This window comes from Pseudoalteromonas sp. J010 (assembly GCF_003934235.1).
GTDB classification, from domain to species: domain Bacteria; phylum Pseudomonadota; class Gammaproteobacteria; order Enterobacterales; family Alteromonadaceae; genus Pseudoalteromonas; species Pseudoalteromonas peptidolytica.
The window spans coordinates 1-25,704 of record NZ_RDBW01000023.1 but is presented as its reverse complement, the minus strand read 5'-3'; the positions used below and the strand labels follow the sequence as shown (position 1 = coordinate 25,704).

Below are 25,704 nucleotides of genomic sequence, written 5' to 3'. Positions count from 1 at the left end.
TGTAATTCTTTTCAGGTGTATCACAACTTTTGATAAAGGAAAAAACATGGCACAGCAAACCATCACAGTTATCCGTGGCGACGGCATTGGCCCTAGCATCATCGATTCAGCTATCGAGATCTTAAAAGCCGTAGGTTGCGACTATGAATACGAATACGTAGACGCAGGTTTGGCTGCTTTAGAAAAAACAGGTGAATTACTTCCTGCTGCAACGTTAGAGGCAATCGAGCGTAATAAAATTACGCTAAAGGGTCCACTTACAACACCTGTTGGCGAAGGTTTTACTTCTATCAACGTAACATTACGTAAGCAGTTTGGTCTTTACGCAAACGTTCGCCCAGTTAAATCTTTTGAAGGGACTAAAGCGCGTTACGATGATATTGACATCATTACTGTTCGTGAAAATACACAAGGCATGTACTCTGGTCTTGGCCAAGTAGTATCAGAAGACGGTAGCGAAGCAGAAGCAATGTCTAAAATCACGCGCGAAGGCGCTGAAAAGATAGTGACTTTTGCTTATGAGTTAGCAAAGCGTGAAGGTCGTAAAAAAGTAACTGCAGTTCACAAAGCGAATATCCTAAAGTCTACATCAGGTCTTTTCCTTAAAGTGGCTCGTGAAGTTGGTGAGCGTTACCCTGAAATTGAGTCAGCAGAAATGATTGTTGACGCAACATGTATGAAGTTGGTGATGACACCAGAAGAGTTTGATGTAATTGTGACGACAAACCTATTTGGTGACATTTTATCTGACCTTTGTGCGGGTCTTGTTGGTGGCCTTGGTATGGCTCCTGGTGCGAATATTGGTAGCGATGCCGCTATTTTTGAAGCAGTACATGGTAGCGCACCAGATATCGCAGGTAAAAACTTAGCTAACCCAACTTCAGTTATTTTGGCGTCAATTCAAATGCTTGAATATCTTGGTGAAGCAGAAAAAGCGGAAAAAATCCGCAGTGCAGTTGCTGATGTGATTAAGAGCGGCGATCGTACTACTCGTGACTTAGGCGGTAGCCACGGTACAACTGACTTTACTCAAGCTGTTATTGAGCGTCTGTAGTATAAATTAGCTTATATAGCCGAAGTTTAGAAATCTATAGCAGACTTCGGATTATTTAAGCGCTGCCATTGATAGGGAGAATAGCTCCCTATCAATAATCTATGTTAGCTATAATGCTACCTTAACTTTGCTTTCTTTTTAGTCCCATTACTATCGTAATTAGTAAGAGCAACCATCCCATAGCACCACCAGATGAACTTTCATTAGTGTTGTCTATCGTGTCAGGTTGTGTTGTTGGTGCTGTGACTACGACGTCAACGTTTGCATTGACGCTTTGGCCTAAACCATCCGATAACGTTAACAACACACTATACGTCCCTGCTTGGTCATAACTATGCGTTGTTGATAACCCCACGCCTTGCATACCATCACCAAATTGCCACTGTGCTTGGTAGTTGCCGTCCCCCCCACTAGCGCTAGCGTTAAAGTTTGCTTGTAAATTAGAGATTGTTGCTGTTGCATCTACTTGTAAAGGCACAATAACATCTACACTTTTTGTACTACTAACAGTGGCTCCATCGGCATCTGTTACATTGAGTGTGACAGTGTAGTTGCCACTGAACTCAAAGCTGTGTTCAATCGGATTTACAGCTGCGGTTTGATTATCTCCAAAATTCCATTGAAGTTGATAAGGAGGCTTTCCGCCATTGATGTCAGCATTAAAGAGGATCCTCTCTCCATTAGCTGTAGCGGCAATTTGGTTGATACTAAGTGGTAATACGACGACATTACCAACGTTAGCGATTGTATTTAATGAAGAGCTTGAACCGTCAATCTTTGTTCTTGTGAATAAAACAGAGTAGCTCCCGGTATTTTGATAGCTATGGGTTGGCGAGAGCTCATTACTTGTTTGGCCATCGCCAAAGTTCCAACTAAAAGTATCTGACTCATTTAGCGCAAGCCCTTTTACACTAAAAGTTACGGTGTTCTGTGATTGTGCTTGCGCAATTTGAGGGTCGTTAGTATAAACCAGACTTACTTCTGCGCTACTGGCGTCCTCTGATATCGATTTTAGCAGTACTTGAACTCCAAATGCTGGTAAAACAACACCAGACTCTTTCTGTTGGGTAAACGAGTAATCTTGAGTATCATTAAATATGCTGATAGCTGCGAGATTTTGATCGCCAAGCCCAGGCTTTTGTTCATCTAACCTAAGCGTTGCATCTTTAACTTGTATGACACTGGTGGCAAGTGAAGCACCGTCGCTTTTGTATATTGGGTTTTGATCCTGATCAACCACTAACATATCACCAGAGCCTGGATGTAATGATGTGGAGTTGTCGCTTTCGTTATTATTGCTATACCATAACAATACCCCAGAGTTGTAACCGGTTAACGAAAGTCCCGAATCAATTCCCCTAAATGAGCGCAGGTGAGCGTAGTATGCGTTACTTTGTTTTGCTCTATATCTCGATATTTTTCGAAAGCCACTGTATTGCAGCTCGTTTGTTGACTCTGCTGTGTTGAGGTATACCTGTGCACCGTCCGCGATAACTTGGATGTTGTCTATCAATACACCTTTGAGGGTTTCAAATGCGTCAGTCCGGTATAATAACCCAATAGTGACGGTTTGGCCTTTATATGGCGAGAGATCGAAAGATAAAGTGATGGGGTTTGACCCAAATGCAGATGATTCACCATCCATGTAATTAGTGATCCCTGCATAATTTGGATGCGTTGCTTTGGTCGTGTTACCTGAGATTGGTTGTCCGTTTATAGTAACTTGGAAAACATCATAATTTAGTTCAATGCTATAGTTTGCCAACATGGTTAACGAAATGTCAGCCGCATTTGGTAATGTAAGGGCGAAGCTGGCACTATTATTCAACTTATCACCTTGACCTGAATAGTAGTGATAATTGCCATCAAGTGGTGCAATAAATGGCTCTAACTCAGCAGGTAAAGTGATCTTAATTTGGTTTGTGGTGCTTTCATTTACACCAATATCCGTCAGTGATATTGTTTGCTCAGTATTTATATCATCAAGTGTATATTCTGATTGCGCAATCCAATTACCTGCGTAATTTTGTTGTAAAAACTCCAAACTTTTGGGGGAAAACTGGGTTGGCTGTGAACCACTTAATTGCCCTAAGTAGCTACCTGAAGACATGACCGACCATAGTGCGACAGGCTCGCCGATGTCGTTGGAGTTTAAGTCATATTCGTCTGGTAATCCTAAATCATGACCAAACTCATGAACAACTACACCGATGGCTGCGTCTATTGGATTGATTGTGTAGTTATAAATCTTATAGTTTGTGTTAGGGATTGATTTAGGTTGATTGTTTTCATCGAAGACGAAAAAACGGTGAGACCAAATTGCATCACCATCTAGTACCCCTCCGCCCGCTTCTTGACCAATGCTTGAGTGGAATAACATCACATGGTCTACTATCCCGTCAGGTTCCAATCTGTTGCCGTCACCATCAATATCATTGAGATCGGTTTTGTCGTATTCAGATAAATCAATATTAAATTCAGATACTGCTTTTGTTACAGCTTCAAAGACAAGTTCTTCGGGTCTTAAATCGCGAGTATTGCCCTCTTGCCTACCATAATAGGCGGCATTCTGCTCTGCGCTGACCCAACCAAAAGCATTACCCACTATCTTAAAGCTACCTCCTGATACCGCTTGATAGTATTGTGTAGCAGATTGCAGAGCTTCACCATTGGGGCCTGAGTAGCCATTGTTTGAATATAAAAGCCCTTGGTAGTGCGACACGGGGTAACTTGCATAGTACATGTCTGTGTCGTTCGGATTTAGTCGGTTTTGATTATAAGGTAAGTCAGGGAAGTCAACCAAAATAGCGAGCACTTTAGCTTCATTGAGCACCTGTGTCGTCGCAGTTATATTATATCGCTTGCTAAGTTTGCTTACGCCTCCCAAGGCACTTTTTATAGCATAGGGAGTCTTTATATCTTGAGTGATAGGCTTGCCTTTGATGTACTCGGATAAAACCACGCCACGCTCATAGTCACTAAGTGCTCGTCCAAGTTTCTTTTCCTGCCAGTAAATCACTTGATCTCGATACAAAACTTGCGCAGGTGCGGCTGTGGATACCAGTAGCATTGCGCACAGCATACCTAAATTGAAAATATTCATTCCAATACTCCAAAGCGAGTTAGAGTGTTAAGTTTAGCAGTTGTACGAATTTGTTCAGAGAAAGAGCGATATAAATAAAAAATTCAAATGAAGATAAATTTTAAATTGAAATGTAATATTTCAACAATTGAAAGGTAGAAAGGTAGAATTTATATCTAATCATGTGTAGGCTGAAGTTAATTTATTAATTAAGGCTTATTCAATGACACACTTTTTTCAAGTAATCGTTCTCGTGGTGGTACTGGTCTCTTCTTAGAGTTCAGCGGGGAGCTATTAATTGAAAGAAATATACAAGCCCCGCAATCAGCGGGGCTTTTTTTGTTTAAAAGAATTAGTATCAGGTAGCACAATCGACGAGGAATGAGGTAATGGCAGAGCAATATAACGGCTCAGAGTTGGTAGTTAAAGCGTTGAGCGCATTAAAGGTTAAATACATATTTGGTTACCCTGGCGGTTCAGTATTGGATCTTTACGATGCACTTTTTCAGCAATCTGAAATTGAACATATACTAGTGAGACATGAGCAGGCTGCTACACATATGGCAGATGGCTATGCAAGAGCCACAGGTGAAGTTGGCGTAGTGTTAGCCACTAGTGGTCCTGGGGCAACAAACTGCATTACCGGTATTGCCACAGCTTATATGGACTCAATCCCAATGGTGGTATTGTCAGGACAAGTTCCATCAAATCTCATTGGCGACGATGCCTTTCAGGAAACAGACATTGTTGGTTGTTCACGCCCTATCGTTAAACATAGCTTCAACTGTCGGGATGCCATTGATATTCCAGAAGTGTTGGCAAAAGCATTCTATTTAGCGAGTTCAGGAAGACCCGGGCCAGTAGTTGTTGAACTTCCAAAGGACATTTTGAATCCTGCTTTGAGTTTTGATTTTGTTATGCCTCAAGATATTGATATGCGCACATATAATCCGAGTGTAAAGGGGCATTCCAAACAGATCCGAAAAGCCGTAGAAGCAATCATAGARGCAAAACGCCTAGTTATATATTCTGGTGGCGGTATTATACTTTCTAATACTTCTGAAAAACTGACCGAGCTGGTTGAAAAACTCAATGCACCAATCACAAATACGTTAATGGGTCTTGGCGGAATAAGCGGCGAACACCCAAATTTTATTGGTATGTTGGGTATGCATGGTAGTTTAGAAGCAAATAAAGCGATGGCAAACGCAGACGTTATTTTGGCACTTGGTGCGCGATTTGACGATAGAGTGACCAATAACGTCAAAAAATTCTGCCCCAATGCAAAGATTGTCCATGTAGATGTTGATCCAACGTCTATTTCTAAGACTATTGCGGCACATATACCAGTTGTAGGCTGCTTGGACACAGTTATGGATCAACTTTTAAGGGGTATTGAAAAATGCGAAAAACGAATAGATAGAGCTGCTCAAGAAGACTGGTGGCAATGTATCACCAACTGGCGCTCGCAAAATTGTTTGGCTTTCACTCCTGGTGTAGACAAAATAAAACCGCAAACCGTTATCGAAAAACTTTATCAATTAACGCACGGAGAGGCTTATGTTTGCTCTGATGTAGGTCAGCACCAAATGTTTGCAGCTCAGTACTATCCTTTTAAAGCACCACGGCAATGGATTAACTCAGGGGGCTTGGGCACAATGGGGTTCGGACTACCTGCTGCAATGGGCGTTAAAATGGCATTTCCGAACAGTGAAGTGTTGTGCGTGACCGGAGACGGTTCCATCCAAATGAATATTCAAGAGCTATCTACCTGCTTGCAGTATGGTCTGGCAGTTAAAGTCATTTCGCTCAACAATCGATCGCTTGGCATGGTGCGTCAGTGGCAAGACATGATGTATGAAGGGCGTCATGCAAGCTCATATATGGAATCGCTTCCAGATTTTGTCGCGCTCGCCGAGAGTTATGGGCATATTGGCATTAGAGTAGACACACCTGAGCAGCTTGATTCTGCGCTAGAAAAAGCAATGTCAATTAAAGATAGGCTCGTATTTTTAGATATTTTGGTCGATGAGTCTGAGCATGTATATCCGATGCAAATCAAGCAAGGTGCAATAGACGAGATGTGGTTAAAAAAAGGAGTAAAAGCATAATGAGAAGAATACTATCGATTTTATTAGAGAACGAGCCTGGCGCGCTTTCTCGTATTGTGGGATTGTTTTCTCAGCGTGCATACAACATAGATAGCTTGACTGTAGGCACCACCGCAGATAAAACGTTGTCACGTATTACTATCACTACTCAAGGTGATGACCGTATTGTTGAGCAAATTACAAAACAAGTTAATAAACTGGTGGATGTGCTCAAGGTGATTGACCTAACGGATATGCAGCATATCGAAAGAGAGTTATTATTAGTAAAAGTATACGCCAGAGATGAGGTAACTCGGGCTGCTATCAACCGCGTTGCTGAGGTTTTTCAAGCCAGTATTATAGACATGGGCAAGCAGAGTTACTTATTGCAGATGGTAAGCTCTGCTGAGCGTCTTGAATCCTTCCTAGATTTACTGCGCCACGAAAGCGATATTATCGAATTGGTACGTTCAGGTGCTGTTGGTATTGGTCGCGGTGATAAGGCACTGAAAGGCTAGTCATATTCAAGTGACGTAGGCTGGTGTATATGAAAACTCGACGCCTGCGTTCGTTTACTCAGCGCAGGTTACTGGCTATAATCGCCGCTTTGTACGCTTTAGATGAAACACATGGAACTTGACCGCTTCTGGGAGCTAGTTACCGCCCCTAATAATACACAAGATTGTGACTATTTAAAAACACGTTTATCAGCGCTTAGCTGCGAGGAACTTGCGCAGTTTGATGGTATATATACAAAAGAACTCAGGGCTTTGTGGCATTGGGATAATTGGAAAGTTGCCTATGTAATTGCTGGCTGTAATAGCGAATACGATTTTTTAGATTTTTGTAACTGGATCATTAGTCGCGGGTCTGAAGCGATAAGTATTCTTATTACAGAGCCTGATGAGCTTGCTAATAAATTTGCTATTGCAACTAAGGATGACTTACCTTACCCATTTATCGATGAGTTAGATCTCGTGGCTGGACTACTATATGAAGAGAAAAGCCAAGAAGAACTGCCTTATCATAGTGTGGTGAACTTTCCCCCGCAGGGCAAAAAGTTTAAGAATAAGCCCAAATTACTTAAAGCCGAACTTCCTCAGCTGTTTAACCGATATTGGCTCGGTTAAACAGCTAAGAAACCGTGTTTGATTAATTTTTATCGATTTTAAATACATCCATTGTTCGTTGTAATGTGTCACTATTGAGCTTCATGTCTTTAAAGAGTGTGTTTAATGCTTTTGAGGTATCTAATTCATGATTAGCAGCTTCAAGCACGGCAGCCGTATTTTGCGAAATATCATTTGCCACTTCAGACTGCTGTGAAGCTGCTGTTGCAACGGACATGGTAAGTTTTTCAACATGAGAACTATGCTCATTTACTCGCAGAGATACTTGTCGGGTCTCTTCCACTTCGGTCATGGTATTTTGTGTAAGGCGAGTATTGTCTCTGATTGACTGTACGACGTTTTGACTAATTTCAAACAAGCTGATCAGTAATGTTGATATTTGCTCTGATGATTGCTTACTGTTGTTAGCAAGCCCCCTAACCTCATCTGCAACCACTGCAAATCCTCTTCCGTGTTCTCCAGCTCTAGCAGCTTCAATTGCGGCGTTTAATGCAAGCAAATTGGTTTGCTCCGCGACACTACGAATAGAGTYAAGAATGGTATTAATTTCAGACACTTGCTTTTCCATGCTTGCAGCCATTACATCAACATCATTCATGCTGTTTGATAAAGTTTGCATCGTTTCTAAATTCTTTTGGTTGTCCGCTAATAATTGCGCAGACTCACTATTTAATTGGTCGCTGGCATCGAGTGTTTCCTGAGCTAACTTAGCAATCTCTTGGCTAGTAGTCGCCATCTCTTCAATTGCTACAGCAATGCTAGAGGCCATTTCCTGCGTTTTTTGCGCGTCCTCGTTAACATTCGATGCCGCTGTGTGCATTTTTTCTCCAAGGTGTGTGCCAACCTCAACGGACTTTGCCAATCCAACCATAAGATCTTTGAACGCAAAAATGGTGTTATAAATGGACTCTGAAATCTGACCTAGCTCATCTCGGGTGTTCAATCGCATGTCCAAAGTGAGATCGCCCTCTTCCGCAACACGTTTAAGTATTGTGGTTAACTTCGAAAGTTCTGAGCGAAGTGAACGGATTAAATGCAAATTAACGAGCGCAATGACGGTGAGTACAACAATGAACAGGCTGAAAATTATGATGCTTTCAAACGCAATATCAGCTTTATTTTGTTGGCTATCGTGAATCGTTTCGGCCCATACGTTGTCTAGTTTACTTTTTAGCTGAGTAATTCTCTGTGTTGCACTGCTAAACCACTGAGCGCTGGAAGGTAAAGTTTGAAAATCAAGCGGTTGTTGATTTTCAAGTTGATCTAGTATTCTGTTGAACTCAATCGCAGCTGGATCTGTTAAAAAATCTTGAATATTGTCTAGCTGGGTTCCTTCGAGTGCCGTTTCAAGTTGATGTAATGACATTTTTAACTGCGTACGAAAATAGCCGATGTCGCCCTTAACTGTGTTTGACATCGCCTTTTTTGCTAAAACACCATTTACTTTCCCCCTTATTTGCCCAAGCCTTTCTTTACTTTGAGCAATCAAAAATGCAATGGATAAATCTGAAGACAATGTTCTATCCGAAACATAAGACTGGATCCGGCCAGCTGTGTTAAGTGCTACTTGATTCAATTTGCTGTAGTAGTCAAACGCATTTGTCCCATTTTGACGATCTATTTCCGAGCGTATTTGTCGTTTGTTCTTTTCTACTTCGAAGATATATGGAAGCCATTTGTGAACACTCTTATCATTTTTCAGCAATGTGTTACTCACCGACTTTAGTGTCTCGATTGATTGGTCAGCAATGACCCGTTGCTCATCAACTTTTTTCTTATTTTGAGCGCTCGGATTACCAAGGTAACCTGCGCTAAGGCCCCGCTCAACGGCATGCTGATGAGCTACCTTTTCCATAGCATCTAATAGGGTGACATATTTAATATCTCTTTCGGCATTGGCATACTGAGTAAAATTGTTAAATACATTTTTCCCGACTAAAAGCACAAGCAAACTGAGTAGAGATACAGAGCTTATCAAGGTGAGCTGCATAATTGAGAATCTGTTTAACATACCCTTTCATTTCTCCGTGTTGTGAGCGCAGATTACTGTTTATTCAGGGTAACTATAGACCATCATTACAAGGGTGAGACATTTTGTGACCAACATCGTAAAGGAATTATTGCTTCAGGGCGCGATTTAGGTAAGGAATGCAGTTTAAAGCTGTGCTGTGGATAATCACTAAGAATGGTAAGTGGGGACGGATAACGATATAAAAGTTGTGCAGGCAGTAACTAGCGTCTTGATACTTACTCAAGTTGAGTAAGTATCAAGACAAAGCAGTAATAATCTGGTTAACGCGTTTTTCAGTGACGAAAACGTTATCCGGTAATAATTCTCAACATTCTGCGTAGTGGCTCAGCTGCGCCCCACAGCAATTGGTCACCTACGGTGAATGCGCTGATATATTTTTCACCCATGCTTAGCTTTCTTATTCTTCCTATTGGAATATCTAGCGTACCGGTAACATTTACAGGTGTCAGTTCTTTGGCTGTGATATCGCGTTCGTTTGGAATTACCCTAACCCACTCATTATGTTCAGCCAAGATAGCTTCAATTTCATCGACGGTGCGATTTTCTCGCAGTTTAATCGTCAGTGCTTGTGAGTGACAGCGCATCGCGCCTATCCGAACGCACAAGCCATCGATAGGAATTGGTTGCTTAGATGAGCCTAGGATCTTGTTTGCCTCAACTTGTGCTTTCCACTCTTCCTTACTTTGACCAGACTCCATTGGAACGTCTATCCAAGGAATTAAGCTACCAGCAAGCGGTACTCCAAATTGATCTTTTGGTAATGAGTCGTCTTTGATTTTATCCGCAACAATCTTATCAATTTCCAAAATGGCAGAGCTTGGGTCGTCAAGCTGCGTCTTAACGCTACTGTGTATCTCTCCCATTTGCGTGATTAATTCACGCATGTTCCTCGCGCCAGCTCCGGATGCGGCTTGGTAGGTCATCGGGCTTACCCATTCAATGAGATCTTGCTCAAACAGTCCACCTAACGCTAATAGCATAAGTGACACTGTACAGTTACCGCCAACAAAGGTTTTAACACCTTGTTCTAACCCCTGTTGGATAACATCTTTGTTAACTGGATCAAGTACAATGATACTGTCTTGTTCCATTCTCAGCGCTGACGCTGCATCTATCCAATACCCATCCCAGCCTTGCTCACGCAATGTGTAGTAAACTGATTTGGTATAGTCCCCTCCCTGACAGGAGATGATTACATCCATCTGCGCGAGTGCGTCTAGATCACTTGCATCTTTGAGGGGCTTTGGATCGCCAGCCCCATTGACCACTGGTCCCAGTTGACCTGCTTGAGAGGTAGTAAAAAAGTGCGCTTCTATGTTGTCGAAGTCATTTTCTTGCTGCATACGCTCCATAAGCACGGAGCCAACCATTCCACGCCAGCCGACGAGTCCTACTTTTTTCATGTTATATGCCTTTATAATGTTTATACGGTTTATTGCGTGAGTCGTATGTCTAGATGGCTACCATAGCAAAAGAATTTAAGTTGGACTAGCTACAAATGGTGAATATTTGAGAATAAAAAACCCCGCAAAGCGGGGTTTGGATACAACATGTAAAGGTTGTCCTAATTAAACGCATCAGCGTTAATGAGAACTCGGTACAAAATAAGTTATAGTTTTGTTTTTAAAGCGCTTAAGTAATTTTACTAATTATCTGTTACAACTATATTAACAGCATAGTAACTTACTGAAGTATTTGGATATATTTATAGTATATAGACCAACTATACACAAAGTTACAGAATCAAGTCTATGAAATAACGATGAAGAATAGAAAAAATTTAGAAATCTTGATAAAGATCAAAAAAAGCCAAGGAAAAACCTTGGCTAGATTGGTAAGTTTAGTTTTCTTCTAGAATTCGTAGCTATAACTCAAGCTAATTGAAGTTCCAACGTCTTTTTGTCGAACGACAACATCAGACTGAGTGACTTCTTGGTCTTCGTTCAATAGGTTCTTCACCTTAAACTTAACCTTTGAGTTAAAGTCGGGATACCAAGTGTAAACAAGGTCTAGTGAATGGAATGGTTGCTCATACGCATCATCACGACCACCAATACCTGAAGCCAAAATACGCTCGCCAAACACATTGTATACCAATGAACCACTATGCTGGCCATCTGCAGAGTCATAGTTTAGCTGCATATTGACTACGTACTCTGAGTGCCCAGTCATACGTTTGGTTGGGTTGGTCAAGTTTCCTGCTCGCGCCGGATCAATGGATACTTCTGAGTCACTTAAAGTGATGTTACCTGAAGTGAAAAAGCCACTGGCGACACCTGATAAGTCATATAGCCACTCCGCTTCGATACCATATACTTCGCCTTCCTCACCGTTTACGAAGGTGGCGGTGTAATCTTCATCACCGACGCGTAGGATGGTCTCGATTGGTGCGGTAATATCTTTATAGAATGCCGCCACAGAAAAGTTGTCGCCATTATCCATATAATATTCAAAACGGGCATCATAGTTCTTTAAATCACTACTTTTAAGACCTGCAACACCAAAAGTACGGATGTCAGTTAATGGATCATAGTAAGCAACAGGTACAAGCTCACGTAAATCAGGACGAACGGTAGTCTCACCATAACCAAAACGTATCTGATAGTTACCATCCGACAGGTAAGTAAGTGATAAAGCATTAAAGAAATTATCTTCGTTTACTGTTCCTGCCAGAATACGCTCTTCGTCGTAAATGGTTTCCATGGTGACTCTATCGAAGATTAAACTTGATGTCGCAAGTGACACCTGCTTAAAGTCTTCATAACGAATACCACCACTGATCCGCCAAGTGTTATCAAAGAAAATATCAAATTCGCCGTAACCTGCATCTATTTTTTGAGCTGCAATATAATCGTCAGCAGCAGGTGCTTGAGGTTCGTTAAACGTTAATAAGAAGGTGTTGTTGTCTATAAACTCACTATCTAGGTAACTAGTAATCGAGTTAATTTCTGAGCTGTCAAAATTAACCGGAATAGAAATCCCGCTTTTGTTATTTACAACGAAATTGCTGGTGTTATAAACACGAGCACGATCCATAAAGTCATATCCACCTTTAAGGGTTATCTCTATACCGTCAAAGGTTAATGGTAAAGTTACGTTTCCGCTGTACGATTTGACATTGTCTTCCATGTCAGTAAACGCGTAAGTTACGCGGTTATCATCACCAGTTACAATAGAATTTTTATAGCTTCCATCATCGTTGTAGTTATCGATAAATTTAAAATCGATATCTGTTGGAATATCTGTCTGTGCTTTTGATTCGGTGTATTGCCAGTCTACACCTAGTCCCCAGTAGTCCAAGAAGGTGTGTTGGCCGACCACTTGATCAATGTCTAACGTGCGTTCTTCGTAATTAAACTGGTGGGAGCGCTGCGCTGCACCAGTCCCTGCAATGGTTCTTACAGTACTACCATTTGGGCTTTGTAAAACCGAGAGGTCAGATTCACGCTCATTATCTTCTAAATATATCTTAGAATATGAAATGTTATGCTGATCGAGGCGATAACCCAGATTAAGTACACCATTCATACGCTCAGTCTCAGTCGTCACTTCAGACGCCTTGAGGGTGACATAACAAGAGTTTGTAGTATCTTCTGCGGTTTCAAGTTTTGAAGTACAGTTTTCGGATAGGCTATCGTCAATTACACCGGTAGTTCGGTCGCTATAATTCCAGTCATTATCGTAAGAGCCGGCTAGCATAAAGCCTACGGTGCCACCAAACCAATCTTCTTGGAAGCTATTACCAATGTTTGCTTTTACATCAAAGTTGGGATCAAGTGACTCATTTTTCACTTCAATATCGCGAGGAAGAGACGTAACAAAGCCTTTTATGATGTCTATTGCTTGGTCTGCGCGAGTGAGTCCGTCTTGATCCTTAAAGCCGTTTTTGTCTACGACTTCTCCGATGTCAAAGTTACCACGATACCTTACTACAGCATCTTGCAGTACTTGTGGTATTCCCTCAGCGGTTCCACTAAAGGTGTAGCCCTTATCGGAATTAATATTTTGTCCAATTCCCAATTCTATTCCAGCTGTGAACTCCGACGGAACCGACTTGGTACGAATATCTATGTTACCGCCACCAAATGCAGCTGGCATTGAAGGTGAATACGCTTTTTGCACCGCTAGGCTTTCAATAATGCTAGCGGGAAATATATCCAACGGAATAACGTTTCTAGTTAGATCCGGGCTTGGTACAGCGGCACCATTTAATCGTGCACTAGAATAACGCTCGCCTAGACCACGAACATAAATAAATTTGCCGTCAACGAGTGTCAGACCTGTCACACGACGAAGTGCTGATGCCGCATCACTGTCGCCGGTACGAGAAAGCTGTTCTGCACCTAAAATATCTGCAACGAACGCTTGGTTTTTACGCTCTTCGATTACTGCTGCAGCACTGCCTTGCAAACGAGTACCTACAGCAACAACTTCCTCAATTGCCTGTTCTTCTTCCGCCACACTAGGTAGAGAAGTTGCAACAGTAACTGCCGCACTTATGGCTAAAGCAACTTTTTTAAATTTCATTTGAGTATCCATATGCAATCCTGCCAAAAATCATAAAAAAGGCGCAATGACTGCGCCTTAATTGTAATAACTAAGGTCATTACTGATAATTAGTCTGCGTTTGAAGCCTCAATTGCTTTCTTAGCCCATTGATACCATTCAGATGAAGTGTCTGTATCTGATACTGCACCAATGTAATCGACTGTTGTGAAGAAAGCGTCATTTAATCCACTTAGGTTATTCGCATCCACGGTGATTGCTGTTGAGCTCGAATTTGTTGAGAAACCATCAGCAGCCAACACATCTTGCGCACCATTAAGAATTTGATTTACACCACCATTTACAAACCAATCTTCCTTACCTTCACCTGCAGGAAGTGGATCGGAGCCGTTTTTAAAGTTTGCTGCACAAGCAAGTACCGAGCTGTCATAATTTAGCGTATCAGCTTCAGCATTTGCAGCTGCGTCACCATCTTTAAACTCTAAACATTCAGTCCCGTTCGATGCTTCTGCTTTAACAATTAGTGCGTTGTAATACATGCCACGGATAGCGTCGTCAAACTTCATGCCTTGAGACTCGTCATCATCTCGAATAGAGTTACCATCTGTAGTAATTACAGTTACATTTGCAAAGTTTAGTGTTGAAGCTGGTGCCTGGCTATAATCGGCACCTGATGCCTTCTCACCGTCAGTTTCAAAGCCGTTGTTACCCATGAAACCTACCGTACCAGCTGGTAGAAGTACTGGATTACCGTCGTCATCTGCATAAGTAACATCACGTTTAGTTTCGATAGTACCGTGCTTCACTAAGATAAACTGACCTTTACCTTGCCAACCAGCGTCTACGTCTACCGCGTCGTCTTGCGTATCAGTTATGACGATGTTTTTGATGCTCGCAGCACCACCGAAGAATTCGATACCATCGTCAAAGCCTTGGTGAATATGCAAAAATTCAAAGCTAGAACCTGAGCCTACAGCGTTTAGCGTTAGCGAGTTCAAGTCGTCTCCAGGGCCACCATCACGAGGGCCTGAACCTGCATACCAAATGTGGGCATATTTGATTTGACCACTACTATCTGCATTATTGTTACCACCGTAGTAGCTGGTTACACCTTCAGAGTCAGCGTTACATAAATTAGCGTTGCGCTCTGCATCTGTACATTCGTTAGTAATACCAAAACCATTTACCATGATCCCACCCCAGTCAGCGAACTGTGGACCAATTCCTGCCAGGTCAAACGCTTCAAATTCAGCGGCTGAAGTAAAGCGAATAGGATCCGCAGCTGTGCCAACGGCGTTAATTTTTGCACCACGAGCAATACGCACGACAGATTCACCTGATGTGAATGCCATTACCGCGCCCGGCTTTATTTCAAGTGTTGGACCAGTTTCTGAAATAGTACAGCTTGTTGCGGTATTACAATCTTTACCAATTAGTAGTGCACCTTTAAATACATGTGCACCACCATTTTCAAGTTTTGCAAATGAAATATCAGATTCTATTTCTAACGATTTAGATGCAAAGTCGGTACCGTATACACAGTGAGGTGCTTGGAATTGACCTTGAACTTCAGTACTGCCCACAGTACGTGCTGTACATGGGTTTTCTGCTACCGGAGGAGGTGTTTCGCCGCCATTGTTGCTGGTGTTATTTGAATTATTAACGCTGTTATCGTTTACCGTAGGCGTAACTTCGATGTCACCACCACAACCAGTTAATGCCATAGCAGCGACGATTGCAGAGACTCTGAAGAGGTTTTTTAGTTCCATTGCTAACTCCAAGTAGTAGACTTTAAAAAATTATTTTTTTACTGTTTTTAAATGATGTGACTAAATTAATGGTGTTTTATTACATGAAGATTACACCAATTGCTTGTAATTAAATCTTCATAAATAAAAATGGAACTTTATAAATAAAAAAACCGCCCGAAGGCGGCTTTGGTGTTGCGATTATAAAATATTATAATAATGATTGTTTTAATGTCTCAGCATTAACTTTTTCTCTTTTAACATATTTAATCCATTGCTTGGCTAAATTTGCTGATTTTTTATGCTTTTCAGCTTGTTCAAATGCTAATATGGATGCGTCAAAATTTTGCAGATTAAATTGTGCCATACCAAGTGCAACGTAAGCATTTGATTCAAAGTTTAGCTCGCCCTTATTTAGTGCCATACGTGCGTAATCAGCCGCTTCTTCATATTTTTCAAGGTTCAGATAGATCTCAGCAAGCCGTTGATCTAAATTGCCATGTTCAACTTTCTCAGTGGCAGCAATAAAATATGGAAGCGATTTTTTATCTTCCCTAGCTTGTACGAATGCTTCGGCGATAAAGGTAAGATTTTTGGCATTATCCTCAACAACCTTTGCTTTTATTCCTTGATCTAATATTTCAGCGGCTTTATAAGGCAGTGAGTTCATTAAATATACCTGTGCAAGCTGCATATAGTCAGATTTTGATTTAATGAAACCTCGTTGCTTCGCAGTTTCAAATGTAGCCAGCTGTTTTTTATCTGCACCTACTTCCCCATACATTCCACCCAATTGGATCCAATATTGAGGTTTATCATAAAGGTTAACCATTTTTTCTAGCACCTTAACAACGTTTTTAGGCTGTCCAAGTGAATAATAAATAGCACGTTGTAAAACTAGCCAGTTCTCTTTTGGTAAATCACCCTCTGACTCAACAATATTAATAGCCGAGTTAATATTTTCAATTGCATCATTATACATTTTTAGCTGATATTGCGCTTGTGCTTTTAAAATATAAAAGTTGCTTTTAGGGGCTTGAGGTGTTGCTGCGCTCCACTCGTCAAGAAACGTTAGAGTCAGATTGAAGTCATTGTTGGCCATTGCCAATTGAGCCAAACTAAATGTGGTCGAAAGGCGTAATGACTCAGGAATAGCTTCTTGCTTAATGACTGCTTGGAATGACTCAATCGCTTTATCGAGCTGGTTTTCGTTGTAGTAAATAAAACCATAAAAGTTGTGCATCATAGCAACTTCATAACTATTCATACTGGATGCACGCTCTTTGACTGAATCAAGAGCTGCTAAGCCTTCAGTTACTTGACCGTCGTCTGCGAGTTTTTGCGCACGAGCTAGTTGGCTATACACTTTTTCGCGTAATGCAGGCACTCGCTTGGTTTTCGTTTCTGAGTCTGCATAAGCCGTTGCCAAATTAACATTTGGTAAGACTGAAATGAGACTTGGCATTATTAACCCGGTGCTAAATAATGCACTTAATAAAGTAATTTTTTTAAACATTTTCATAATCGCAATCCTTAATGACGGTTAGCCATTAATTTGAAATGAAATCTTATTTTGAACACCCGCAACTTCAACTGGTTCACCGTTAACTACGCGAGGTTTGTATTTAAATTTCAATGCCGCATCAAGCGCTGCTTGGTCGAAGATTGATTCCGGTTCAGCGCTTACTACAACAGGGTTTCTCACAGTGCCTTGTTTAGTTACAATGAACTCAACAATCACATACCCCTCAATTCCGCGTGATAACGCACGTCTTGGATATACCGGCGCAACTTTCACGATTGGCAGATATTCACCATCACTGGACTCAAGCGCCAAACCACCTGCCAAATCTACGTCAGCATCGACGTTAGCAGTAAAGTCAAAGCTTCCTGCGTTGGTATCCAGATTGTTACTCTGTGTTTGTGGTGCTTCCATTGGCGGTGGAGGCTCTTTTGGCGTTGGCGGCTTTTGTGGTTTGCGCTCTTTCTTCTCGACAGTTTCTTCTTTTTTAAGGCGAACAAAGTCTAACACTTGTCCTTTTACAGGATCGGTCATTGCGCCTTCCCCTCCTTGGATAAGCGCTTGCATACCCAAGAAGAGAAAGAAGGTAACTATGCCCGCAATTACTAAAGCAATTAAGTAACGCATGGTATATTCCTATGACTCCTGTGCCGCAATTGAAACATCAAATGCGCCAGCTGCGCGTGATGCATCCATTACTTTAATTAGCGTGTCAGTCGTTGCCTTTTTATCAGCTTGAATAACCACGCTACCCTGTGGATTTTCCGCTTTGAGGCGTTCAATATTTGCTTGGACTGCTCGTATATCTACTTGGCGTTTGTTGATCCAAATTTCACCAGTATCTGAAATTGCAACTAAGATATTAGCTCTTTGCTTTTTCACCGCAGTAGCGGCTTCAGGTCGATTTACATCTATACCTGCTTCTTTGACGAAAGAAGCTGTAACAATGAAGAAGATAAGCATGATAAATACGACGTCCAGCATAGGCGTCATGTTGATTTCTTCTGCTTCTTCTTCTTGGAATACTTTTGCAAGTGGTGCTCTCATCATTCTTTCCTCACACTGCCAACTAATGGTCTAGTAGCAGTTTGTCTTCTAACAATTCAACTTCACGTTTGGCTTTACGTTGTAAATAGGTGGATGCAAATACACCTGAAAGTGCGCCAACCATGCCCGCCATTGTTGGGATAGTCGCTTTTGATACCCCAGATGCCATCGAGCGCGCACTCCCTGAGCCTGTAATAGCCATCACATCAAACACTTCAATCATGCCGGTTACCGTACCAAGAAGTCCTAATAACGGACAAAGCGCAACCATGACATTAATGTAAGGTAAGTTGGCATTGAGTTTGATCCCTACGCGAGAGATAGTGGCTTGCCTTATCTGCTCTGCGTTCCAACTGTTACGCTCATCGCGAGAGTTCCAAGCTTGTAGGACATCGTTTTTGTAGCTTCTGTACTTTCCGAACACAAACATAAAACGTTCTAGAATAAGTAGCCACATAGCGAAGGTTACGAAGCCGATGACCAGGAGAACCTGGCCACCCGTGTCAAGGAATTCACGTAAAGCGTTAATTGCATCAAGCAATACAACCACGATTACGCTCCTTTCTCACTACGCTCAGCAATGATCCCTGCACTTTGCTCTTGCAGAATAAGCAGCAAGTTACGAGAACGAGTATTTAATAAGGTATAAAGGAATACCGTTGGGATAGCGACAACCAGACCAAGTACGGTGGTTACGAGTGCCTGAGAAATACCACCAGCCATGAGTTTAGGGTCGCCCGTACCAAACAGGGTAATTGCTTGGAAGGTGTTAATCATACCTGTCACTGTACCTAGTAGACCAAGTAGCGGCGCGACGACGGAAATAATTTTGATTAATGTCAGGTTACGTGTGATCTTTGGCATTTCACGAAGGATTGCTTCGCTAAGCTTTAGCTCTAGCGTGTCATAAGCAACATCTGGGTATTGCTCTTTTACTTTCATCACGCGTCCTAACGGGTTGTCGTCACGGGCAACGCTATCTTTTAGTTGACGATTGATTTTTGAGCCCATTAACATTAAGGATATAAAACGCTCAATTGCAATAAGAAGTGCTAACAAACCAACACCTAAAATAACGTAACCTACCGCGCCACCTTGGTGTACTTGTTCTTCTGTATTTGGCGCTTGTACTAGTAGACCGAGAATTGAACCGCCTGTTGGGTCAAGGGCAAAATCGACAGAACCGGTCTTCGCATCTTGTAATTCACCCGCTGTTGAGGTGAAGCGAGAGGCTGGCTGACGAGTCAGTTCTGAAATGGTTTGTGTATCATTGTTGTAAGTTAGGTATTTCCCGTCAGCGATTAAGTTAAACGCACCAACACGAAGTACTTCTCTATTCTGTTTTGCACCACCGGCTACAATCACTTCGGTATTAAAGCGCGATACTTTACCTTGTTCAGTCATTTCACGCTGCATTTCAAACCAGACTTTTTCTATGTCTTCGATTGATGCAAGGCGCGACGTTGAACCCATTTTTTTAGCAAGCTCAGTCATGTAGTCATCACGACCTTTAATTTCCGCTGATACCACAGATGTTGCGAACTTGTTCGAACTATCACCAGCAACTTGCTGAAGTACACCAAATAGCTCTTTTAGCGTTCCCATACGCTTACTAAGGGTGTCACTTAGATTCGCCAGTTTAATCTCGTTTTCTTCAAAATTAGTTTCTAGACGCTCTGATTTTGCGAGCGCTTGGTTGCGCTCTGCAGTTAATGTGTTCAACATTTGGATCTGGTTGTTTTGCTGTGCTTTGAAGTCAGCTTCACGTTGCTTGTTTTGCGCTGTTTGTGCCGTTTGACCCTGCTCTAAGGTTTTTAGCAGTGAATCCAAATCTAATGCCTGCTCAGCATGCGCAGATGCGGTCAACGCAAGTGTTGTTGCGAAAATAGCGTGTTTAGTGAATTGTTGTAAGAATTTCATGATAGCCTCACCTATTACTCAGCAGCTTGAACTGGAAGCGTTAGCATGTCTGGTGCTAATTGTTTACGTGCGATGCGAATGCCTTTATTAATTTGGCTAATGTTGGTATCTGGGAGTGTTTCAAAAGCTTGGCTGTCTTTGTTCCAGAAACCCGCTTGGCTACCATCTTTAGTGACGTAAAGTAGTTCAAGTCGACCAATTCTCAGAAACTCTACCTCACGCTCCTGTCCATTCACGTCTAATAGCGCGGTATATGCTTCGATTGTTCGGCCGTAATCTACTTCAACTTGATAAGCTTCTAATACGCGACGAAACTTTTCACTRGATGAAATATCTGCACGATCCATCAGGTTATTAAGTTGAGTGATACGTTCAGCACGCTCTTTGGGAAGGAATGGTACGTCTAATTCGACGAACTGTTGCAAGCCTGTGATCATGCGCATCATTAATGGCGTGATCTGGCGCTCAATCACCGAAACTTGATCCATCGACGTATTAATCGCTGACATTTCTTCAAGTTGGTTTGTTATTTGTTTTTCTAACTGAGCGTTATAAACAGATAAGCCATCAATCTCTTTGTTCAGAGTTTTAAATTTTTGCAGTCGAGATTGCATGTCATCTGCAATATTATCGATCTTTTCCTGTGACTTTAATGCGGATCCATTAATTGCCATGCTTTTATTCATGGCTTGGTCTAATTCTGTTGCGCCGGCAGAGGCCGTCGCTAGCATACCTGCTATAAGCAAGTGGTTAACGCACTTCATCGCATACACCTTATAAATTATTGCTAGTTACTTAAAAACTGCGGGCAGTCTAAATAGTGAAAATGACAACCATGTTGCGCAACTAATACATAATTATTACAGATGTCATGATTTCGACGCTTTAGGTGTAAGCTTCTGATTTTTATTTTCTTTATGTTGTTAATGGAATGTTTATTGCTGTGTTTGTAATAAAAACATCATAAAAAAGCCGCTTATGTTAAGCGGCTTTTCATCTTAGGGTAAACTTGTTTAAACCTTAAATTTGAGCACCATTTGTTCTAATTCATCAAACTGTGCTTTCAATGATTTACACTCGTCGAGTGTTGCGGTGAGGTTGTTACTACCTTGAATACTTAAGTCGCTTATGTGATGAATATCGCTATCAAGTGATTGGATCACGGTATTTTGTTCATTGGTAGCGCTAGCAACCGCATGATTGACACCATCAATAGCATCAATCGAGTTGCTTACTTCTTGCATTTTCGTACCAGAAGCGTTCGCCCTTTCGGCACTTCGAGCGGAGTCTTCGAGGCTTGCTTTCATTACTGCAACTGCGGATGATGAGCCTTGTTGTAACTGCGCGATGGTGCTTTCAATTTCTTGTGTTGATTCTTGGGTACGCTGCGCTAATTGTCTTACTTCGTCAGCAACTACAGCAAAACCACGCCCTGCCTCTCCAGCCCTCGCAGCTTCAATAGCAGCATTAAGAGCAAGTAAATTCGTTTGCTCACTTACGCCTTTTATGACTTCTAGTACTTGACCTATGCTACCTGATAGCTTGTCTAACCCATCTAAGGTTGCTTGGGCTTGTGACATTTTTTGCGTCAGTGCGGCTATTTCTTCGATATTTTCAGTAAGCGAATGTTGGCTTTCAACTGAGAGCTTGTTGGCATTACTCGCAAGTTCAGATGCGTGAGTGGCGCTGCTTGAGATCTCTTGTGCGCTTGAAGAAAGCTGGTTTATAGCTGTGGCAACACTGTCAGTTCGTTTAGATTGATCAGTATACATAGATAACGTGTCTTGTGTTTGTGCTACCAGACTATTTACTACATTTTCAAGTGTCACAGTCGTATTTTTAACTTGTGTGATTGAAGCATGGATCTTATCGATAAATTGGTTGAAATAATCAGATAGCTCGCCAAACTCATCTTGATTTTCTATCACCAGCCTGCGAGTAAGGTCGCCTTCACCTTGAGCGATATCTTTGATGGCAGCGTTTAGGTTATACATAGGGCGCATAAGGTACTTGAGCAATAGTTGCAGCATCACAACAATAGCAATTACACCAAGTAGCATATAGATAGCTGCCATATTTCTAAAAGAGGACACTGATGAATAAGCAATTTCTTTGTTGATAACAACACCAAGGTACCAGTCAACGTTTTTAATGCCATTCATCTTTACAAATGACACTATCTTTTCTGTACCGTCTATTTCAAGCTCCGTAAACTCCCTACTCAACGGTAAATTCTGGCCGAACAAGTCGGACATCGGCTTGTCATTCAGCTCGGCATTGGGGTGACTAAGTATCTTTCCGCTTTTATCAAGTAAAAAGCCGTAGCCGAATCCTAAAAAGTCAATTTCATTGATAATTTTTGTGATAGTTGACATATCAATATCACCGCCAGCGACTCCAGCAAAGCGGCCTTGAAATTTAACCGGTACCACGGCTGAAATCGTAAATTCATTTGTYGTTACATCAATATAAGGGGCAGTAAAAGCGGTGTCTTGTTTTTGTTCTGCGACCTTATACCAAGGGCGGCTGGTGGCATCAAAATCAGCGGGAAGTTGAATGCTTGGATCGTCCAACACAAACGTACCATCAGGTGTTCCGATAAACACGTTTTTAAAGTTCCCAGCGACATCAGCAGTTTTTAATCTTCTTCTTATTTGTTCTATTGAGTCATCAGCTTTATGCCCTTGGGCGATGGACACCACGATTTCAAGCCTGTTATTGAGCCAATTAGCGATATTCTGCGAAACAGAACTGGAGATCTCTTGCAAAACCAGAGTGAGTCGAGTTTGCGTTTGATCTCGCATGACCAAAAAATTGTTGATAGTAAACAAGCCAAGTACAATTACGAGTACAAGAGAGGCTGCTACGGTTACTTTGGTGGTGAACTTTAGCGCTTTAAACATGATGATCCTGTTGAACTTGTTCTTTTAGTAATTAGGCGTATGCGCAGCTAATTAGTTGTTTATTATGGTATTGGAAAGTTAATTCCGATAGCACCATTTTTATCAAAAATCCTAAGACTTGTCTTCGTTTATCGGCAGTAAATTCGCTAAGTTTAGATTTAAGAACAGATATCTAGCCTATTCATAAAACGATTATAATTTTTTGGAACGTTCCTACAGGTTGCCGAGAATTGCGGCTATGAATACGTATTCAGTCACTATGATGATTGGAGGGGAAAATAAAAAGGTGAGCATAGCGCTGCTCACCTTTACCTTTAACCTAATTGTTAAGGGGTCTTAAAAAATTTAGGCGAGGTTATATTAATTTAGTCTTGCCTGCCATTTCTGAGAGAGCTTGATAACATTTAGACCATACCATGCGATGTAGACATAAAATATCAAAGGTACGATAAAGCTAATTTGAATGTGGAAATTATCAGCGACAACGCCCTGTAATAAAGGCACAATTGCGCCCCCTACTATCGCTAGACACAGCCAACCAGAACCTTTACTGGTCAATGAGCCAAGCCCTTCGATGGCCATAGAAAAAATCGTTGGGAACATAATTGAGTTAAATAGACCAATCGCTAATACAGCAATCATTGCGATATTGCCTTGTGTACTCATTGTCAGTGCAAGCAACAAAATAATGACCACCGCATTAAAGGCTACGGCTTTAGATGGGGCAACTGTTTTTAATACCGCTGAACCAATAAAACGTCCAACCATTGCACCGCCCCAGTAATAACCAATGAGCTTAGCTGCTGCATGTTCCTTTAACCCTGCTATTTCAGGCTGTGCGAAATAATTTACTAAAAAGCTACCTATCGCAACTTCAGCACCTACATAACTAAAAATAGCAAACACGCCCATGACAAGATGTGGCGCTTGGATAAGTTTGTGGTTTTTTGCTTTACAATCTACGGCTTCAGTGTGCTCTGCAATAATTGGCAGCTTTAGGAATGCAAATACGATGGCAATGCTTAGTAACGCTGCGGCCAAAATTAAATAAGGGATCTTCACAGAATCTGCGTTTGCAGCGGCTTCCACTGTTAATGTTCCTGCGGTTCCAAATAATAAAAAGCCACCAACAATGGGTCCAACAGTTGTACCTAACGCATTAAGTGCTTGTGCAAGATTTAATCTACTTGATGCTGTCTTAGGATCGCCTAAAGCTGCCACATAGGGGTTTGCAGACACTTGCAAAATAGTGATCCCTGATGCAAGTACAAATAATGCAGATAGGAAAATCCAATATTCATGGACCACCACTGCGGGGTAGAACATCATGCACCCGAGCGATGCGACGATTAACCCTGTCATCACTCCATTTTTATATCCGAACCGTTTTACCAAATGCCCTGCTGGTAACGAGATTATAAAATAGGCACTAAAAAAACAAAATTGAATAAGCATGGCTTCAGTATAACTAAGGTCAAAAACTCCCTTCAATCTAGGAATAAGCACATCATTTAATACGGTGATAAATCCCCATAAGAAGAATAGTGTTGTCATTGCAATAAGCGGAAGTCGATAATTGTTATTCTCGGCGTTCGCGCTTGTGACGAAGGTTTGCTTTGTATTTAATTCGCTCACAAGTGATACTCCAGTTTATTTTCACTTTGATTCTACACAGTGTTACAAGAAAGTCACAAGTGATTTGTTGGAACGTTCCTATTATTATCTGCCTTTTAAATCTAGCTTACTGGGTCATAGAAGAGAGGTGGCTCATAACCTAAGCGATCGTATTGTGCCGTGGTATGTTTTTATCTACTGCTATAACTTACGTGAGCACGTTGGTTTGTTATGGGGAAAGCCTTCAAATTTTTCTTCATCATGGCGAGCTGCTCCAAGTGCACCTAACGCCGCGCTCTGCGGAAAATCTGGAGCGCAGCGGAAAATTTGTCCGACAGTAGCGCCTTGTTAAGCATTTCCTTGTGAACCCAAGACTGTTATTCGTAATAAAACTCTTATTTTCAATATGTCTTTAGTGACTAACTGAGCTGAAGTTATATCTGTCATAGGTTCGTAATTCTACCCAAGGACCAATCTATCGCGCAGATTGTTTAATTCAGATATCGCATTTTCAATTTGTTGCCGCTGTTCAATATTCGCTTCTGATGTGCTCTGTAAGTCTTGCAATGCTTCAGAAACATGCCGAATTTCAGTCGTATAGAAAGATGTTGATAACTCATCCATACGTTTAACAAACTCAATTTTCAACTCAAGAAATATTTCCCGATAATTCTTCCTAATATCGCGTCTAGCAGCTACTAGGTCTGCAGCGCGTTTCTCTTGTTGAATGTCGTCATTAATTTGTACGATTACGCCGATTAACGCCATAACCGGCCCGATAAACTTCGCAGCCGAGCCAATTTTTTCAGCAATATTAATAGCTTGATAAAGACACAAAAATAACAGACACCCATTACTATTAATATCCAAACAGAGGACGTCAAGTAAAAACGTATGAATGCACTTGCATCACTTTGGTCAAAAGCGTATATCGATAGGTTATTTTTTAGCACTCGAGCGTATCTCTACACTAAAACCAGGTTGTCGCGCACGACAACGCGCTGTAAATACTACACTAAAACCAGGTTGTCGCGCACGACAACGCGCTGTAAATAC

General features: G+C 41.6%; 18 protein-coding genes. 4 read left to right on the top strand and 14 right to left on the bottom strand.

Annotated features, from left to right (window positions below; genetic code table 11):
* The first annotated feature begins 46 nt into the window (after positions 1 to 46).
* Positions 47 to 1,054: an isocitrate dehydrogenase gene (locus tag EAG18_RS13505; protein ID WP_125252907.1), complete on the top strand. Its 1,008-nt coding sequence runs from the start codon at positions 47 to 49 to the stop codon at positions 1,052 to 1,054.
* A gap of 121 nt (positions 1,055 to 1,175) precedes the next feature.
* On the opposite strand, the gene EAG18_RS13500 is transcribed toward EAG18_RS13505, so the two are convergent.
* Positions 1,176 to 4,157: an immune inhibitor A domain-containing protein gene (locus tag EAG18_RS13500; protein ID WP_125252906.1), complete on the bottom strand. Its 2,982-nt coding sequence runs from the start codon at positions 4,155 to 4,157 to the stop codon at positions 1,176 to 1,178.
* Between the two features lie 368 nt (positions 4,158 to 4,525).
* Between EAG18_RS13500 and EAG18_RS13495 the strand changes: the two genes are divergently transcribed.
* The 3 genes from EAG18_RS13495 to EAG18_RS13485 all read left to right on the top strand — a co-directional run bounded on the left by EAG18_RS13495 (position 4,526) and on the right by EAG18_RS13485 (position 7,356).
* Positions 4,526 to 6,247, top strand: a complete 1,722-nt coding sequence (locus EAG18_RS13495; protein ID WP_125252905.1) for an acetolactate synthase 3 large subunit — start codon at positions 4,526 to 4,528, stop codon at positions 6,245 to 6,247.
* Positions 6,247 to 6,744: an acetolactate synthase small subunit gene (gene ilvN / locus EAG18_RS13490; protein ID WP_125252904.1), complete on the top strand. Its 498-nt coding sequence runs from the start codon at positions 6,247 to 6,249 to the stop codon at positions 6,742 to 6,744. Before EAG18_RS13495 ends, ilvN begins: the two co-directional genes overlap by 1 nt.
* Before the next feature lie 111 nt (positions 6,745 to 6,855).
* Positions 6,856 to 7,356, top strand: a complete 501-nt coding sequence (locus EAG18_RS13485; protein ID WP_125252903.1) for a DUF4240 domain-containing protein — start codon at positions 6,856 to 6,858, stop codon at positions 7,354 to 7,356.
* Positions 7,357 to 7,378: 22 nt separating this feature from the next.
* Here EAG18_RS13485 and EAG18_RS13480 read toward each other — a convergent pair whose 3' ends face one another.
* From EAG18_RS13480 to EAG18_RS13420, 13 genes are all read right to left on the bottom strand, one after another.
* A complete protein-coding gene (locus EAG18_RS13480; protein ID WP_125252902.1) occupies positions 7,379 to 9,367 on the bottom strand; it encodes a methyl-accepting chemotaxis protein in 1,989 nt (662 codons plus the stop codon).
* Between the two features lie 308 nt (positions 9,368 to 9,675).
* Positions 9,676 to 10,791 (bottom strand): aspartate-semialdehyde dehydrogenase, encoded by a 1,116-nt coding sequence (gene asd, locus EAG18_RS13475; RefSeq protein ID WP_125252901.1) that lies wholly within the window; start codon positions 10,789 to 10,791, stop codon positions 9,676 to 9,678.
* Between the two features lie 448 nt (positions 10,792 to 11,239).
* Positions 11,240 to 13,927, bottom strand: a complete 2,688-nt coding sequence (locus EAG18_RS13470; protein WP_125252900.1) for a TonB-dependent receptor — start codon at positions 13,925 to 13,927, stop codon at positions 11,240 to 11,242.
* A 77-nt stretch (positions 13,928 to 14,004) separates the two neighbouring features.
* The gene (locus EAG18_RS13465; protein ID WP_125252899.1) at positions 14,005 to 15,663 is read right to left on the bottom strand and encodes a hypothetical protein; all 1,659 of its coding nucleotides are present in this window, start codon (positions 15,661 to 15,663) and stop codon (positions 14,005 to 14,007) included.
* Positions 15,664 to 15,853: 190 nt separating this feature from the next.
* Positions 15,854 to 17,164 carry a hypothetical protein gene (locus EAG18_RS13460; protein WP_125252898.1) on the bottom strand — a complete coding sequence of 437 codons (1,311 nt, stop codon included), beginning with the start codon at positions 17,162 to 17,164 and terminating at the stop codon, positions 15,854 to 15,856.
* A 21-nt stretch (positions 17,165 to 17,185) separates the two neighbouring features.
* A complete protein-coding gene (locus EAG18_RS13455; RefSeq protein ID WP_125252897.1) occupies positions 17,186 to 17,791 on the bottom strand; it encodes an energy transducer TonB in 606 nt (201 codons plus the stop codon).
* Positions 17,792 to 17,800: 9 nt separating this feature from the next.
* Positions 17,801 to 18,211 (bottom strand): biopolymer transporter ExbD, encoded by a 411-nt coding sequence (locus tag EAG18_RS13450; RefSeq protein ID WP_010378708.1) that lies wholly within the window; start codon positions 18,209 to 18,211, stop codon positions 17,801 to 17,803.
* A 22-nt stretch (positions 18,212 to 18,233) separates the two neighbouring features.
* Positions 18,234 to 18,761, bottom strand: a complete 528-nt coding sequence (locus EAG18_RS13445) for a MotA/TolQ/ExbB proton channel family protein (RefSeq protein WP_125252896.1) — start codon at positions 18,759 to 18,761, stop codon at positions 18,234 to 18,236.
* A 2-nt stretch (positions 18,762 to 18,763) separates the two neighbouring features.
* On the bottom strand, positions 18,764 to 20,131 hold the full coding sequence (locus tag EAG18_RS13440) for a MotA/TolQ/ExbB proton channel family protein (protein WP_125252895.1): 1,368 nt from the start codon (positions 20,129 to 20,131) through the stop codon (positions 18,764 to 18,766).
* 14 nt (positions 20,132 to 20,145) lie between these two features.
* Positions 20,146 to 20,895, bottom strand: a complete 750-nt coding sequence (locus EAG18_RS13435; RefSeq protein WP_125252894.1) for a DUF3450 domain-containing protein — start codon at positions 20,893 to 20,895, stop codon at positions 20,146 to 20,148.
* 249 nt (positions 20,896 to 21,144) lie between these two features.
* Complete coding sequence (locus tag EAG18_RS13430) at positions 21,145 to 23,034, bottom strand: methyl-accepting chemotaxis protein (protein WP_125252893.1); 1,890 nt, start codon at positions 23,032 to 23,034, stop codon at positions 21,145 to 21,147.
* Positions 23,035 to 23,394: 360 nt separating this feature from the next.
* Positions 23,395 to 24,669 carry a sugar MFS transporter gene (locus EAG18_RS13425; protein WP_125252892.1) on the bottom strand — a complete coding sequence of 425 codons (1,275 nt, stop codon included), beginning with the start codon at positions 24,667 to 24,669 and terminating at the stop codon, positions 23,395 to 23,397.
* A 438-nt stretch (positions 24,670 to 25,107) separates the two neighbouring features.
* Positions 25,108 to 25,485, bottom strand: a complete 378-nt coding sequence (locus tag EAG18_RS13420; protein ID WP_125252891.1) for a hypothetical protein — start codon at positions 25,483 to 25,485, stop codon at positions 25,108 to 25,110.
* Positions 25,486 to 25,704: the final 219 nt, after the last annotated feature.